Source organism: Serratia sp. HNCC26DJ206 (assembly GCF_057180605.1).
On the sequence record NZ_JBXUGP010000005.1, the window covers coordinates 50,641 to 64,391 of the forward strand.

A 13,751-nucleotide genomic window follows, 5' to 3' on the forward strand; every position below is an offset into this window, starting at 1 on the left:
TTATTCCGAGGCCAGCGCCATGATTTTTTCCTGGTCGGCTTCATCTTTATCCAAAATCCCGGTGATTCGCCCAGCGTGCATCACCATGACACGATCGCTCATGCCAAGAATTTCCGGCAACTCCGATGAAACCAAAATAATGGCTACGCCACGGTTCGCCAGTTCACTGATCAGCCGATATATTTCTGCCTTTGCCCCCACATCAATACCGCGCGTGGGCTCATCGAGGATCAATATTTTTGGCTGTGCCAACAGCCAGCGGGCAATTAATACCTTCTGCTGATTGCCGCCGCTGAGATTATTAATAATCTGATCCATGGTCGGGGTTTTAATATTGAGTTTCTTAATCTGGTCCATACAGTCTTGCGCCATTTGCACGTGGCTGACAAAACCGTTTTTTCCAATATATTCGGAGAGGTTGACAATACTCATGTTCTCTACCACCGACAGCACCAGAAACAGCCCAGACTTTTTACGATCCTCAGTGAGAAAAGCCAACCCCTGTTCGATGGCTTTTGACGGCGAATCTATTGTCACCGGCTGGCCTTCAATCAAGATTTGGCCTGCCTCTGTCGGGTGCATACCGAACAGGCTTTCCATCACTTCGCTGCGGCCTGCCCCCACCAGCCCGGCAACCCCTAGAATCTCCCCGCGTTTGAGGTTAAAAGAGATATCCTGGAACCACCCGGCACGGCGCAAGCCTTTAACGCGCAGCACCTCTTCGCCGATGTTGTTATTGAATTTGGGGAACATCTGGGTTAATTCGCGGCCGACCATCATGGTGATCAGCGACTGTTTGGTCAGGTTTTCCGTTTTATCGCTGGTGATAAAGGTGCCGTCACGAAAGATGCTGACTTCATCGGTAATCGCAAAGATTTCATCCATCTTGTGACTGATGTAAATAATCCCTTTGCCCTGCTCTCGCAGTTCGCGAATAATCGCAAACAGATGTACCACTTCACCTTCGGTTAATGCCGATGTCGGTTCATCCATAATCAATACGTCGGCGTTATAAGAAACCGCTTTAGCAATTTCCACCATCTGCTGGCTGGCAATGCTCAAATCCCCCACCATGGTTTCCGGCGCTAACTTAATATTCAGCCGCAGCAGCAGTTCGCGGGTTTTTTGATTAAGCTCGCCGTGATTCACAAAACCCCATCGGGCGGGCTCGCGCCCCAGCCAAATATTTTCTGCCACCGTCATATGCGGCACCAAATTGAGTTCCTGGTGGATCATCGAAATCCCCGAGTGCAGCGCCTCCAGCGTATCGCTGAAAGTGATCGGCTGGCCTTTGATTTTGATAATGCCAGCGTCAGGACGATAAATACCAATCAGGCATTTCATCAGCGTCGATTTACCGGCACCGTTTTCGCCCATTAACGCATGTACGCTGCCCGGTTTGATTTTAATGGAAACGTTATCCAACGCTTTAACACCGGGGAACTGTTTACTGATGCCCTCAGCCTCAAGTACATAGGGATGCATACCGCTCACCTCCGCCTTTATACCCAACACATCCGTACCTGATTTACCGTTGAAATCAGGTACGAAGGGAGAATTCAGGAGCTAACCTTTATTTGTTGTTTTTACCAGCAAATTGCTGATAATTAGCTTCGGTAATCAGTTGATAAGGGATCATCACGCTGCTTTCGACCTTTTCGCCGTTCACCAATTGGATGGCGGTTTGTACCGCACCCTCACCCTGGCCTTTGGCATCCTGGAAGATGCTGAGGCTGAGATCGCCTTTCTTGATAAACTCCAGCGCATCCGGTGTGCCATCAATACCGGCCACCAGTACGCCGCTTTTTTTCGCCTGTTTCAGCGCCAGAATCGCCCCAATCGCCATTTCATCGTTGTTGGAAGCAATGGCATCAATCTGCTGACCGGAAAGGATCCAATCCGTGGTCACGTCCACCGCTTCTTTACGGAAGAACTTGGCCGTCTGTTTATCGACGATATGAATGCCTGGATATTGAGCTACCACTTCCTCAACCCCGCGAGTCCGATCGCGGGTGGCTTCGCTGGAAAGCTCCCCCAGCAGGATCATCACATTGCCTTTGCCGTTCATCAGCTTGGCCAGTTCTTCCATCTGCAACTTTCCGGCCAGCTTGGAATCTGATCCCACATAGGCCATACCGGCAGGCAATGTGGCTTCGGGGCGTCGGTTAATAAACACCAACGGGATTTTGGCGTTTTCCGCCAGCTTGATCATCGGTTTCACCCCTTGGGTATCCACCGGGTTAAGGATGATGGCATCCACCCCCTGGCTGACAAAGTTCTCCACCTGCTGGATCTGCTGAGCGATATCCCCTTTGGCATCTTCAAACTGGCCGCTGACGTTACCGGTTTCTTTCATTTTGCTTTGCATTGCCTGGCGCAAAATGGTGAGGAAGTTGTCATCAAAGTGCGCCATCGATACGCCGATTTTGATGTCTTTAGCCAACACGCTGACTGGCAACATACACATCAACACCGAGGTGACGATCCATTTCTTCAGCTTCATGTTCTGTACCCTTTAATCGTTAGAATGAGAGGCCTGCTGATTTAGCAGTCAATGAAAAATATTTTTTACATTCAAACAACAATCTACCCATACCCCTCTTTTTTAAACGGTAAATCACTGCATTTCTCACCGTAAAAAGGAGGAAATCGAACGCTTAAGTGACAGATTAAAATAGATTAAAAACAATATATTGAAGTTTACTCCCCGATCTGGTGTTAGTGCTCAACACGAAAATCAAATATTTATTTCATAATTTAGATTATTGAAATTTTTTAACCCAAACAAGCGAAACATGCATTTTGGTATCGGCGGGTAACAAAAACATGACACGGATCTAACAAATGACGACAAACGCATCCTATTCCCTGCGCTCGCTTGATAGGTGCCGCCTGTTTTTTGCGTTAAATATGCGAACCTGAGCGCAATTAACGCATCCCAGTTGTCGTAATCGCCACCGCTCGGCAATACTGAAATAACCACAGCATCAGGAGGTATTGGCATGCAATTGAGCAGTAAAGTACGGATGAACCGCCTGTTTAATCAGGGAAAATGTCTGGATGTGGCGATCGACCACGGCATTGCTAACGAGCCTGATTTCTTGATTGGGCTGGAAGATATTGAACAGGTGATGCACAACTTGATTGCGGCCCAACCGGACGCCATTCAGGTCAACTATGGTCAGGCCGATCTGTTGCAGAATATCCCTTTGCGTAACAAACCGGCGCTAGTAATGCGCACCGACGTTGGCAACGCCTATAACGCCGCACGCCACCGTGAAATGTGGGCGGTGTTACACAACCTGGAAGCACCCATTCTGGCCGCATTGCAGATGGACGCCGCCGCCGTGGTGGTGAACTTGTACATGATCCCCGATGAGCCCGGCATTTTCCGCCAGTGCGTAGAGAATATCGGTCGCCTGCGCCACGCCTGCGAGCACTACGCCATGCCGCTGATGATCGAACCGCTGGTGATGGCCCCCGCGGGGCTGGGTGCCGCCTACAGTTCACTGGGAGATGTCGAGAAAATGGTGCCGCTGGTCCGGTTGGCGCGAGAGTTGGGGGCGGATATCATCAAAGCCGATCCCACCGAGCGAGTGCAAGATTTCCACCGCATTGTAGAGGCGGCGCGCTGCCCAACGCTGGTACGCGGTGGCGGCAAAGGGGAATTGAGCGCGGTGCTGGAAAAATCCGCCGCACTGATGGCCCAAGGTGCCAGCGGGATGGTATATGGCCGCAATGTTTATCAGCACAGCAATCCGTCACTGGTAGTCAGCGCGCTGATGGCGATCGTCCATCAAGGTGCCAGCGGCAAGCAGGCATTGGAGATCTATCGACAGGGTTGATGCATTGAATGGGTGTGCGCAGAATTTCACCGGCGCACACCTTCTTCTTATGGCCGGGTAAGTGCCTCAGCTTGATAGGCACGGTGAAGTAACGCTAAGAATAAAGGGGCTTCAGGCATTATTACTGGACCAATACGATTGACGGCAACTCCTGGTGACCATGAGTTCATCACAACGCATCCGGCCATGTTGGGCAGATCGGCAAATGTAATTTCCCGCACCTGCTGAGGAACGTTAAGGTGAACCAACTGCCGCCGAACAATGCTCATCGTGGTCCCCTCCAACATTTGTGCATCAGGCCAGATCACCGAGTGACCATCCCAGAAAGCCAGGTTCCAGATCGTTCCCTCACTCAAGCGCCCAAAACGATCGACAAAAACCGCGTCATCATCTCCATTTACCACCGCCTGACGAAGAAAATAGGTTTTGCCTACCTCACCTACGTGCTTTATCTCTGGAAGGATTCGCTCGTATTCCATTATTCCTAATGCCAACGGCCCTGTCGGGCCACAAGCTGCTGGCCCAGTACGGATCAGCACTTCCGGTTTTGCATCCGATGCCGCAACGGTAAACTCCCCGGCGGATAAGTACTGTGTCACCGTCAGTGAAAGGTCCTGTGGGCCGTGATCCAGTGCCGCACGCAGATAACCGCACACTTGCTCATCGGGTAAAACCACGCCGAACATAATTTCCGAAGCCTGCCGTAACCGCGCAAGGTGCAGATCGAGACCGCGGAGTTTGCCTCCCCGCACTTGCATAGCAGTGAAATGTGCAAAACCCGCAAAAGCCAGCGGAGTCAGTTCACCCGCTGTTACTTTCTGACCATTGCGCTGAACAACAAAAGATGTGGAACCCGTAGACATCATTACCCCCAAAGCTAGATGATTAAGTTTTTCTATCATCTGCTATAGCAAGCCCACTTAAAAACGAGTAATTTCCCTCTTATTATCAAAATTGGCTTGATGATTAATGAATCGGACATTCCCTGGAACCCGCGCACTGAGAACATTTTCCGCCGCAGCGCGCCACTTGAATTTCACCCGTGCAGCGGATGAATTGGGGCTTACCCCGGCGGCGGTCAGTTATCAAATCAAAGAAATCGAAGTGCAACTGGATATCAAGTTGTTCTTCCGCACCAGTCGCAGTATCCAACTCACGCCCGCAGGGGCAATACTGTTTGAGGCTGCGGCCACAGCATTGGATGCATTACAGCGAGCAACCAGCAGCGCCAAAAGAGCGGCTCGAGGAACTTCGCATCTGCATATCTCTCTGGGAGCAAGATTCGCCACTAACTGGCTGTTGCCGAGACTGCCTGAATTCAGAGCCGCAAATCCGAATTTAGAGCTCACGTTCGATATCACCGATCGAATACGAGACTTTGATGCTGACGATGTCGATATTGCCATTCGGTTTGGCTCAGGGAATTACAAGCATGCCTGCGCAGAACGTCTTTTTGATACGATGGTGGTGCCGGTGTGCAGTCCTGAGCTATTAGCAACCGGTATCAGGCTGAAAGAGCCTCGCGACTTGCTCTCGCAAACGCTCTGCTATGTCGATTGCAAAGTTGAGAACGTGGTCTGGCCAAACTGGCGGATATGGATGGCGGCAGCAGGTATTGAAGACTTCGACGACAGCCGATGCCTGGCATTTTCCGAATCCAGCCATGTGGCGCAAGCGGTGATTGAAAGCGGAGCCATCGGGCTTATTGAACTGGCCATGGTCAACAGCGAAATTGCGCAAGGGCGTTTGGTACGCTTGTTTGATATTGGCATCAACATTGGGCAAGAGTTTGCCTATTACCTGGTTTACCCGGAAAAAAACCACGAGGATTGGCGCATTGTCGCTTTTCGTCAGTGGATACTTGAACAGAGCTGTTTGCAGGGAATTGAGTAAGTGAAGGCGTTTATCTGTAGCATTCCCTGCTGATTACGATAACTTCACTATTAATAGTCAAGCTCAGCAATATTGATTCGGATTTCCATTTCATGCTACATAATTTAGCTCTGCTAGACGCCAGTTTAAGGCAACACGTTAGCGTACTCTTACCTTACTTGGATCGTATTGCCGCTTGGGTCAGGGTCTCTGGCATGGTGAATTCCTCACAAAACTTTGTAGATTTTTCGAAAGTAATCAACCCTGCATCTCAACTCATTGAAGATGTTTTTGGAACGGAGATAGGTTCTCATTCTCGAATTGCTATTGGTGTCGCAGGTCTCCCATGGAATGTCCCAGTAGAGATTGAAGCGGAGCTGGAATTATTGTGATCTAACTTTGGAAATAATCCGGTAATCAGTTTAAAGTATTAATTACCTCATTCCCTCCTAGATAAAATAAAAAATGCACACTGTCAACTAATAGAGAATCAATGCTACACAGACAACAAAAAGCCCACAATAACTGGGCTTGGATACAGTGATTGAGATGGCAGGATCTATAACCTTTAATCAGCCCATCCTGTCTTGGTTTCGAGAGGTGACTCAACGATGGTATACTTCTCAACCACGTCACCATTAAAAGTAATAGTAAGATCTTTTTGGGTGCCTTTCATCCCGTTATGGAATAAACCATAGAATGGAATGTACGACTCCCCAGTGACCGTAGCCTCAACATATTCATATATCCAGATTTCATTCTTGCTATCGGTAAAACTAACGTTATCCGGAGTACCCAGCATTCCTTTGATTTCGGTCTTCGTTGTTACACCCTCTTTAATCTTACTTTTTATGCTCGTTTGGGTTTCTTTATGTAGGTTTTCGTTACCAGCTGAAGACACGCAACCAGTCAGTAGCGATGCTAGCAGTACAGCGGCAAAAATCTTTTTCATTTCATCCCTTCCCATAGACAAGTAACAACTCATTACATGGTAGCAGAGCACAGAAACAGGGCAATGAACATTAGCACCCTTTTTCCATTATCTCTTTCCAGCGCCGATCATCATCCTCCATTACTTGGTCGTACTCTCGCGGATGAGGGGTATACCGAATGCCCATCAGATTTAAAAGAACTGAAGTAACCATGACAGACCGCGCTCGTTGAGTGTCATCTGTCATGGTGGTCATATTGGGAATATAAGAAAAAACCTGATTTCAGCCAATTCTTATTGACCAGCTTGATTTAAATTGAAACTGGTATAAATTTATGTCGCGGGCTCAACGATGTGCTTAACATCGTTGCCGGTGGTTGCACCAAGCTCGCATACTCGTTTCCCTGCACTATCCCGCTGCCACTAAATCAACACATCGATTCGAGAGGCGCATACATCCAGTTACCCCTGACTCACCTGCAACGGCATAACTGCATCACCGAACGTTTCGCTGGTAAATGACGTTTGCTCACATTGTGGGAACAGCACAGTTGGCAGTCACTTGCACGTAGATCAAGGATTTTGGTGGGCCAAATAAGCGGCGAAAAACGCAGCAATATGTGCGAATGGCCCTGGCCCGAAAGGGCACCCCAATATTGGATTACAAAAACAATTTCTTTAAGATACAAGCAAGATAATTATCGGGGAACAGAATGAAACAAGCGACAAGGTTTGGCCAATCACGCGTGATGACGTGGTGTAAGCAAGGAGTGTTCGGGCTCCTAGGACTGGTACTGAGTGCGGCATCTGTTTATGGGCAAGAGGCTCTTCTCCCGGTAAAATATCAGCCTGTAGTGTTCTCTTTTATCGATGCGGCAAAAAATAAGGATCATCAGGCCATTGTCAACCGGATCGCCTACCCTTTAAAGCGAGAATATCCTCTTGCGGCAATCAGCGGGCCACAGGAGATGCTTACACGCTTTGATGAGGTATTTGATCGCACCCTTCTCGACACCATTGCACAATCTCGTGCCGAACAAGATTGGCAGTCGATGGGATGGCGCGGCATTATGTTGGGTAGCGGTAAGATATGGATGGATTACGATGGCAATATTATTGCCGTCAATTATCAGACAGCGCTTGAAGCCAAGCGAGCCAGCGAACTGATCGCCAAACAAAAAAATACCCTGCACCCAAGCCTGAAAGAGTATCAACGTCCCGTGCTGATGTGGCAGACCGAAAAATTTACTATTCGCATCGATCAACTGAACAATGGCAAATATCGCTATGCCTCTTGGGCCAAAGGAAATCCGATCAGTGATAAACCAGATCTGGTGCTGAAAAATGGCGAGGTAAAATTCAATGGCAGTGGTGGCAATCACACATTTCAATTTCAAAGCGGCCCTTACCAATATGAATGTCAGGTGACGGTGGTAGGCACCAGTGATAGTCCACCGGGTGTGCTGATGGTTTATAAAAATGGGGTATTAATCGTGGAGCAGTCGGTGCTCAAAGTGCAATAGCCTTTATGCGGCAGAGCCCTTATTTGCACTAACCCTAATTTTAGGTGGTGTCCCTTAACGGTCAGGGTGACCAGGCAAGCTTTCTTGGTAGACGGTCGCATGAGCCAGAAATTACCTGACTATCCTTATTCCAGAGAAATACCACCCGCCATCGTTAAATTGAGGTGTGGCAGTGAGCTCATGAACATTATTTTTTAATTTTAATGCCTCACAATTTCTGATGTTCGCCTTACAATAACCCATACCACTTTTAGATGAAAATATCCTTAACTCACCATAATCAGTAACTAGCGGACACAGGCCAGTGTGAGAAACAGCCTAAAACAGGTTGCTTACAAAAAGCATATACTTGCTTATTAAATAGCTAAGGTTACTGTGACGGCGTAAAACATTTATCTGCCATGAAATTAAGAAGTTTAACCTCATTAATCAATAGACTTTCAGGAGCCTTTTGTAGAATATTTTCTTTGCTGTCACTTCTTATAAAGAATAGGGTAGAGCCTGAAAAGTAGGATGGCGTAATAAAGTAAATAAAAACCCCCTCGTTGTACAACTCTATATACTTAGTGCCAAAAATTGTCTTTTTCTCAGTTATAACTGAATATTTTTTGATCAACGCAAATCTGCCCACGCTAAAAGAGTCTTCATTAAATTTCAGTTGCATTGCAACCAAATTTTTACTTTCATCAAATAGTACTAAAACTTTGTCGAGATCTTCAGGGACGATATCCTTACGCACATCGTCGTTCAGGTTAGGGGTTAATAGGTAAATGTTACCCTTCAGAGCTTTATTGAAACCTACTTTTACTGCTCTAGGATGTATTTTTTTAAACGCATCCTCTGTTGTTTCGCCAAACTTTATCGTAATTGTTCCTGTCCTGGCCGCACCTGCATCAGGACAAAACAGACAATTTAAAAATGAGAAAAAAAACAGGATTAGAATGAATTTGGTACCCACAATCGCTCCCCCCATGAAGACTTTAATTGGCCTTGAAATTATTAAATAAAAAACAATCATATAGCAATGTTTTTTGCAGGGTTTTTAACGCCGGTGTTAGCTAACACAGAAAATTAGATTTTCACAGTATCATACTGCACTCTTTCATTAGGCATGGGGATGAAAGGAGAAGGAAAATCCTCCCTCTGAGGGCTATGGATGTGAGTGATAAGGAAAGAAAGTTTCTGACCGCTGCCCCTCCCGATGTTTAACCCTAAACAAACATCACGAAGCCGGTACGGGGCAGCGTTAACTGCTATGTAGGGGCGATTTTGGGGATTTCAACTGCCGATATTGCTACTTACCACTTGACGTGATTAATGAACACTTTATAAACTCCAGCCTTGCTGTTTGTCGCCTGAGTTCTAAGATCTGTAACACGTTATAAACCTCTGCCTTGTCGCTCCCCTCCGCTAAAAGCATGGTGAGACCATCAAGAAATAGTGTGACTTCTTCTTTGCTAATGTCACGTCCTGTATTTGTCGTAGCTAAACAATCACATTCAACCCCGATGCTTTTATCATTCAGTCGCTACGGGGAGAAAATCCAGTAAGGCATTTTTAAAAACACTATAAACAGCTTGTGACGGGGGTTTAGGAAAGCTCGTATTTGTTGTTGCTTTTATAGCTGTGCGACAAAGTGCAGGATCTCCATCTACAGCCTGAACATCCAAAAGCATCCCATCCGGAGCTAGCTTGATTCTCAAATCGCATTGCTTACCAGCATATGAATTGGCATCGTAAAAATTGCTTTGAATAGCGGTTTGGATCTGCGTAACGTACTTACTAATCTCCCCGTCAGGCGGCGGGGGTGTTTTGCCGTTAAGGGGGAGAAAAAGATCATCGACACCATCTCCCGATAGCTGGGTTTTAATCGCAGAATCGGTCTTCACACACCCTGCTCTAACAACGATGTGGCAATTACTAACGCCAATGTTAGCAAGCCTTTTTCAAATCCTAGATGAACCCTCTTCATGCCCTGTTCCTTATGGTGTATTTACAGCAAAGAATAATAAGCTAACAGAAAAAAATTCAAGAGGTTAGAGCGATTTTTTGATATTCAATGAGTATTGCCTGTTTCGTCAACAGCGAACTACATTGAGAAAGGAAAGGAATTTGCGATGAAATTACTGGGGCATAAATCGGTGAAAATGACGGACAAGTATCTCGATATGAGGGGGAAAGAGTACGTGATGCTATAAAAGGCCGGATATCAAAATTCGGACAAATTTCGGACACTTTCTGGCATACGAGAAATTATTCCTATAAATCAACAAGATAAAAAAAGACCGAATACGATTCCTATATTCGGTCTAGGGAAATGGCTCTTGGGAGAGAGCCGTGCGCTAAAAGTTGGCATTTGTGCAGGGCTTACTCAGCCATGCACTTTAAGAGTAGCTGAACATGCTACTTTTGCCAGCCCACCGCACAGTAAGTGATAATTTCGAGTAGAAATTAATTACGTAAATTTCACTCACTCCGTCAACCATTTCATAACCCGTTGGCAGATAAGCGCTTAGTCAGCACAGAGCTTTTCTGCTCTTGCGCGAAAAATTTCAACGCTCATTTTCTTACCTGGGTTATTGGCATCATCCAGCAAGAGCACATCCAAAGGCTGAGCACGTTGCTGCCCTGCTTTCACTTGGGCCTGCGCCGCATCATTGAGCGGATACTGCATCAAGGTGCTGTTGTTGAGCACAAACAGCGCATTGCCCTTGCGGCATTGCAGCGTCACTTCCTCTTTGGTAAACGCCCACTGGTTTCCGTATTCCAGCTTAGTGACGTTAACCAGTTTATCCGCCGCCAATGTGCCGGTCGCCATCGCCAGCAGTGCGATGCCAAGAATTACAGATTTCATGATATTGCCTTATGTTGCGATTTGATTCGATTTTCCCGCAAGTCAGGGGCTCCCGGCAAGCTGCAATGTCATACTGGTGCATAGGTTGCAAACAAACTGACCAACAACAGGACTGCGGCCCCTAACACCACTTCACACCAGCAGGCCATGACTAACGCACGTTGTGCCAGCGTGGGCGTGCTGTGCATCGTTGGCACGATAACGTAACGGTTGACCAGCGCCACCAAGACCATCAGAGCCACCAACGCGATTTTAAGCAATAACAGACGCTGATAGGCAGAATCAACGTTCAACGGCCAATGACCAAGGATAATCAGGCTATTAACGATGCCGGTGAGGATCACCAGCGCTACGGCCATATGGCCCCAGCGGGAAAAGCGGATTAGCGTCGCCAGCGCATCGCTGCGCCACTGCGGCTGGGCCAGGTAACGCAGGCAAGCCAGCAACGGTAACAAACACCCAAACCAATAGCTCGCTGCCAGCAGATGCAACGCATGGTTAAAACGGTGCGCAAGGCCCAGTGCACCACCGTGCATCGCGGCATGACCGATAAACGCCATGCTGATTAGCAACAAGACCGAGCATCCTGTGAGCACATTGGCACGTTTAGGATCGGGCAAACGCAGCGCCAGTAAAGCCAACAACGCCACCGCTAAATGCCAGCGCCAGGCTTCACCAAACGTAGTACCTAGCACCGCCCACCAGATTGCCACCTGCCAGGTATCGACCCAACCTTCCCCCATCATTCCGGCCTGTACCGCCAGCATCAACAGCGCGGTAAGCGCAGCGATCCAGGTCGATACCAGCAACAGCGGATGTAAATCACGGATAATGCGCGGAGAGAAACGCTGCGGCGACAGTAAGGCGGTGAACAAACTGATGCCAAACATCAGCATCACCGCTACAAAGTGCGCAAAGCGACACAGAGTAAAAAGAGTCGCCAGAGTCATCGGTCAGTTTACGGTAAAGCTGTACTGGCCTTTGGTTTTGTGGCCATCGACTGAAACGACATGCCAGCTGACGTTATATTTCCCCGCCGTCAGCTCCGCTTCAATCGGCACGTTGATCTGCGTGCTGTTATTCGGCTCCAGGCTCAGTTTGCCAGTTTTCACTACCTTTTGCTCAGGGCCGGTTACTTTCACACCGCTAAAATTTGGTTCGATACCTTCAGAGAAATTCAGCGTCAGCATTTTCGGAGCCGAACTGATAGTGGTATCTGCCGCAGGAGTCTGCATTTTAAGGTGGGCATGCGCCAGAGCCTGCTGGGAAGAAAGCCCGACAAACAGCACGAAAATGGTAGAAAGCAGGCGATAGGATGAACGAATTCTAGCGATCACAGAGGAATCCCTTTTATCATAATGAAGGTGATAAGGGGCAGGCCGTTAACCGGAGCGATGTTTCCGCAACCTCACCCCACCACAATGATTGCGCTGCGGCTTTAGCAACGTATCGCGTTGAATCATAACGGTGGTGAATCAACAAGTCGAGTACATCACTGGTATTTTGCTGTTTAGCAGCACGTATCGCTGAAAAACCATGATAAAAACAGGGTATAAAAAACCGCGTGCTGTGAAGAACAGAGCACGCGTTTTTTCAAAAATTACCCTCAAGCCTGGCCGTTGCCGCCTGCGGAAGCTGTACCCATTCTCTTCAAATCTTTATCCACGAAGAACAGTGCCTTACCGCTGTTGCCCACCAGCGCTAACTTATCCAGCACGGATTTGAACAGTTTTTCTTCTTCATGCTGCTCAGCAACATACCATTGTAGGAAGTGGAAAGTGGAATAATCGCGGGTGGTCATTGCCACATGCGCCAACTCATTGATTGCACGTGTGATCAGTTGTTCATGTTCGTAGGTCTGTTGGAAAACGTCAGCCAACGATTCAAACTCTACCGGCGGTGCCGCAATGCTACCCAACAAAGGTAAGGCTCCGGTGTCGCTCAGGTAATCAAACAGGCGTTGCATGTGCTGCATTTCTTCCTGAGAGTGCTCTTTCAGGAACCCAGCTGCGCCCTCAAAGCCTTTATCACTACACCAGGCGCTCATCTGCAGGTACAGATTTGCAGAATATAATTCCAGATTAAGTTGTTCATTCAGCTTTTTTATCATTTCTTGCGCTAGCATGATGATTCCTTTTATTTTTCGAGAGGATAAAATTGATTCGCCTGCATTATGCCCTGATTAAAACAAAATAAAAACCCTTGATTCACGCCCCTTTCACTATGAATTTTATTTATTTTTTCATGATGTTAAATACCCCTTCAGAGTAGTGGGTAATATTGTCAGAGTATTCCCTTATTTTATATTTCCTTGTAAGAAGAATGGTTATTATTTAATAAAAAAATAATATCTTCCATACTGCTGAAAATAAAATAGCGATTTATGCCTGCTTCAGGCTTGCCAAGTGACCAAGGGTGAATTACCTTCTGCGCTGATTCAATGCAGCAACCTGAAGGAAAATACCATGGGTTACAATCTGGCAGAGCTTTCCAAAGATGAGATGGACAAAGTGAACGTTGATCTCGCCGCCTCGGGTGTAGCGTTCAAAGAACGCTACAACATGCCGGTGATCCCTGAGATGTTAGAGCGTGAACAGCCCGCACATCTGCGAGATTACTTCCGTGAACGTGTGGCGCATTATCGTGCTGAATCGCACAAGTTCTCCCGTCTGCCGTACGAGCCTAAAGTGAAGTAGAAAAGCCCACCGATATGGCAGGCTTCCTGG

At 47.5% G+C, this 13,751-nt stretch carries 15 protein-coding genes; 5 read left to right on the forward strand and 10 right to left on the reverse strand.

Features of this window, described 5'->3' with window-relative positions:
- Together AC2A1E_RS04770 and AC2A1E_RS04775 are read right to left on the reverse strand one after the other, a co-directional pair.
- Entirely contained in the window at positions 1–1,485 is a 1,485-nt protein-coding gene (locus AC2A1E_RS04770; protein WP_484382899.1) for a sugar ABC transporter ATP-binding protein, read from the reverse strand.
- Positions 1,486–1,573: 88 nt separating this feature from the next.
- Positions 1,574–2,503: a sugar ABC transporter substrate-binding protein gene (locus tag AC2A1E_RS04775; RefSeq protein WP_484382800.1), complete on the reverse strand. Its 930-nt coding sequence runs from the start codon at positions 2,501–2,503 to the stop codon at positions 1,574–1,576.
- Between the two features lie 499 nt (positions 2,504–3,002).
- On the opposite strand from AC2A1E_RS04775, the gene AC2A1E_RS04780 reads away from it, so the two are divergent.
- Positions 3,003–3,845 (forward strand): class I fructose-bisphosphate aldolase, encoded by an 843-nt coding sequence (locus tag AC2A1E_RS04780; RefSeq protein ID WP_484382801.1) that lies wholly within the window; start codon positions 3,003–3,005, stop codon positions 3,843–3,845.
- Positions 3,846–3,892: 47 nt separating this feature from the next.
- Here the strand turns inward: AC2A1E_RS04780 and AC2A1E_RS04785 are convergent, their stop codons facing one another.
- Positions 3,893–4,747 (reverse strand): aminotransferase class IV family protein, encoded by an 855-nt coding sequence (locus AC2A1E_RS04785; protein ID WP_484382802.1) that lies wholly within the window; start codon positions 4,745–4,747, stop codon positions 3,893–3,895.
- 67 nt (positions 4,748–4,814) lie between these two features.
- Between AC2A1E_RS04785 and AC2A1E_RS04790 the strand changes: the two genes are divergently transcribed.
- Both AC2A1E_RS04790 and AC2A1E_RS04795 read left to right on the forward strand, forming a co-directional pair.
- Entirely contained in the window at positions 4,815–5,738 is a 924-nt protein-coding gene (locus AC2A1E_RS04790) for a LysR substrate-binding domain-containing protein (RefSeq protein ID WP_484382803.1), read from the forward strand.
- Positions 5,739–5,932: 194 nt separating this feature from the next.
- Positions 5,933–6,109, forward strand: a complete 177-nt coding sequence (locus AC2A1E_RS04795) for a RidA family protein (protein ID WP_484382804.1) — start codon at positions 5,933–5,935, stop codon at positions 6,107–6,109.
- 176 nt (positions 6,110–6,285) lie between these two features.
- Here AC2A1E_RS04795 and AC2A1E_RS04800 read toward each other — a convergent pair whose 3' ends face one another.
- The gene (locus AC2A1E_RS04800) at positions 6,286–6,669 is read right to left on the reverse strand and encodes a hypothetical protein (protein ID WP_459402389.1); all 384 of its coding nucleotides are present in this window, start codon (positions 6,667–6,669) and stop codon (positions 6,286–6,288) included.
- Between the two features lie 692 nt (positions 6,670–7,361).
- Here AC2A1E_RS04800 and AC2A1E_RS04805 point away from each other — a divergent pair.
- Positions 7,362–8,171 (forward strand): hypothetical protein, encoded by an 810-nt coding sequence (locus tag AC2A1E_RS04805; RefSeq protein WP_484382805.1) that lies wholly within the window; start codon positions 7,362–7,364, stop codon positions 8,169–8,171.
- Between the two features lie 370 nt (positions 8,172–8,541).
- Here AC2A1E_RS04805 and AC2A1E_RS04810 read toward each other — a convergent pair whose 3' ends face one another.
- The 6 genes from AC2A1E_RS04810 to ftnA form a co-directional block, all read right to left on the reverse strand.
- Positions 8,542–9,129 (reverse strand): hypothetical protein, encoded by a 588-nt coding sequence (locus tag AC2A1E_RS04810; RefSeq protein WP_484382806.1) that lies wholly within the window; start codon positions 9,127–9,129, stop codon positions 8,542–8,544.
- Positions 9,130–9,688: 559 nt separating this feature from the next.
- Positions 9,689–10,060 carry a cell envelope integrity protein TolA gene (gene tolA, locus AC2A1E_RS04815; protein ID WP_484382807.1) on the reverse strand — a complete coding sequence of 124 codons (372 nt, stop codon included), beginning with the start codon at positions 10,058–10,060 and terminating at the stop codon, positions 9,689–9,691.
- A 623-nt stretch (positions 10,061–10,683) separates the two neighbouring features.
- Entirely contained in the window at positions 10,684–11,025 is a 342-nt protein-coding gene (locus AC2A1E_RS04820) for a YebY family protein (RefSeq protein ID WP_484382808.1), read from the reverse strand.
- 68 nt (positions 11,026–11,093) lie between these two features.
- Positions 11,094–11,975 (reverse strand): copper homeostasis membrane protein CopD, encoded by an 882-nt coding sequence (gene copD / locus AC2A1E_RS04825; protein ID WP_484382809.1) that lies wholly within the window; start codon positions 11,973–11,975, stop codon positions 11,094–11,096.
- 3 nt (positions 11,976–11,978) lie between these two features.
- The gene (gene yobA / locus AC2A1E_RS04830) at positions 11,979–12,362 is read right to left on the reverse strand and encodes a CopC domain-containing protein YobA (protein WP_484382810.1); all 384 of its coding nucleotides are present in this window, start codon (positions 12,360–12,362) and stop codon (positions 11,979–11,981) included.
- A 269-nt stretch (positions 12,363–12,631) separates the two neighbouring features.
- Entirely contained in the window at positions 12,632–13,150 is a 519-nt protein-coding gene (gene ftnA / locus AC2A1E_RS04835) for a non-heme ferritin (protein ID WP_484382811.1), read from the reverse strand.
- A gap of 340 nt (positions 13,151–13,490) precedes the next feature.
- On the opposite strand from ftnA, the gene AC2A1E_RS04840 reads away from it, so the two are divergent.
- Entirely contained in the window at positions 13,491–13,721 is a 231-nt protein-coding gene (locus tag AC2A1E_RS04840; protein WP_459402769.1) for a DNA polymerase III subunit theta, read from the forward strand.
- The last annotated feature ends 30 nt before the right edge of the window (positions 13,722–13,751 follow it).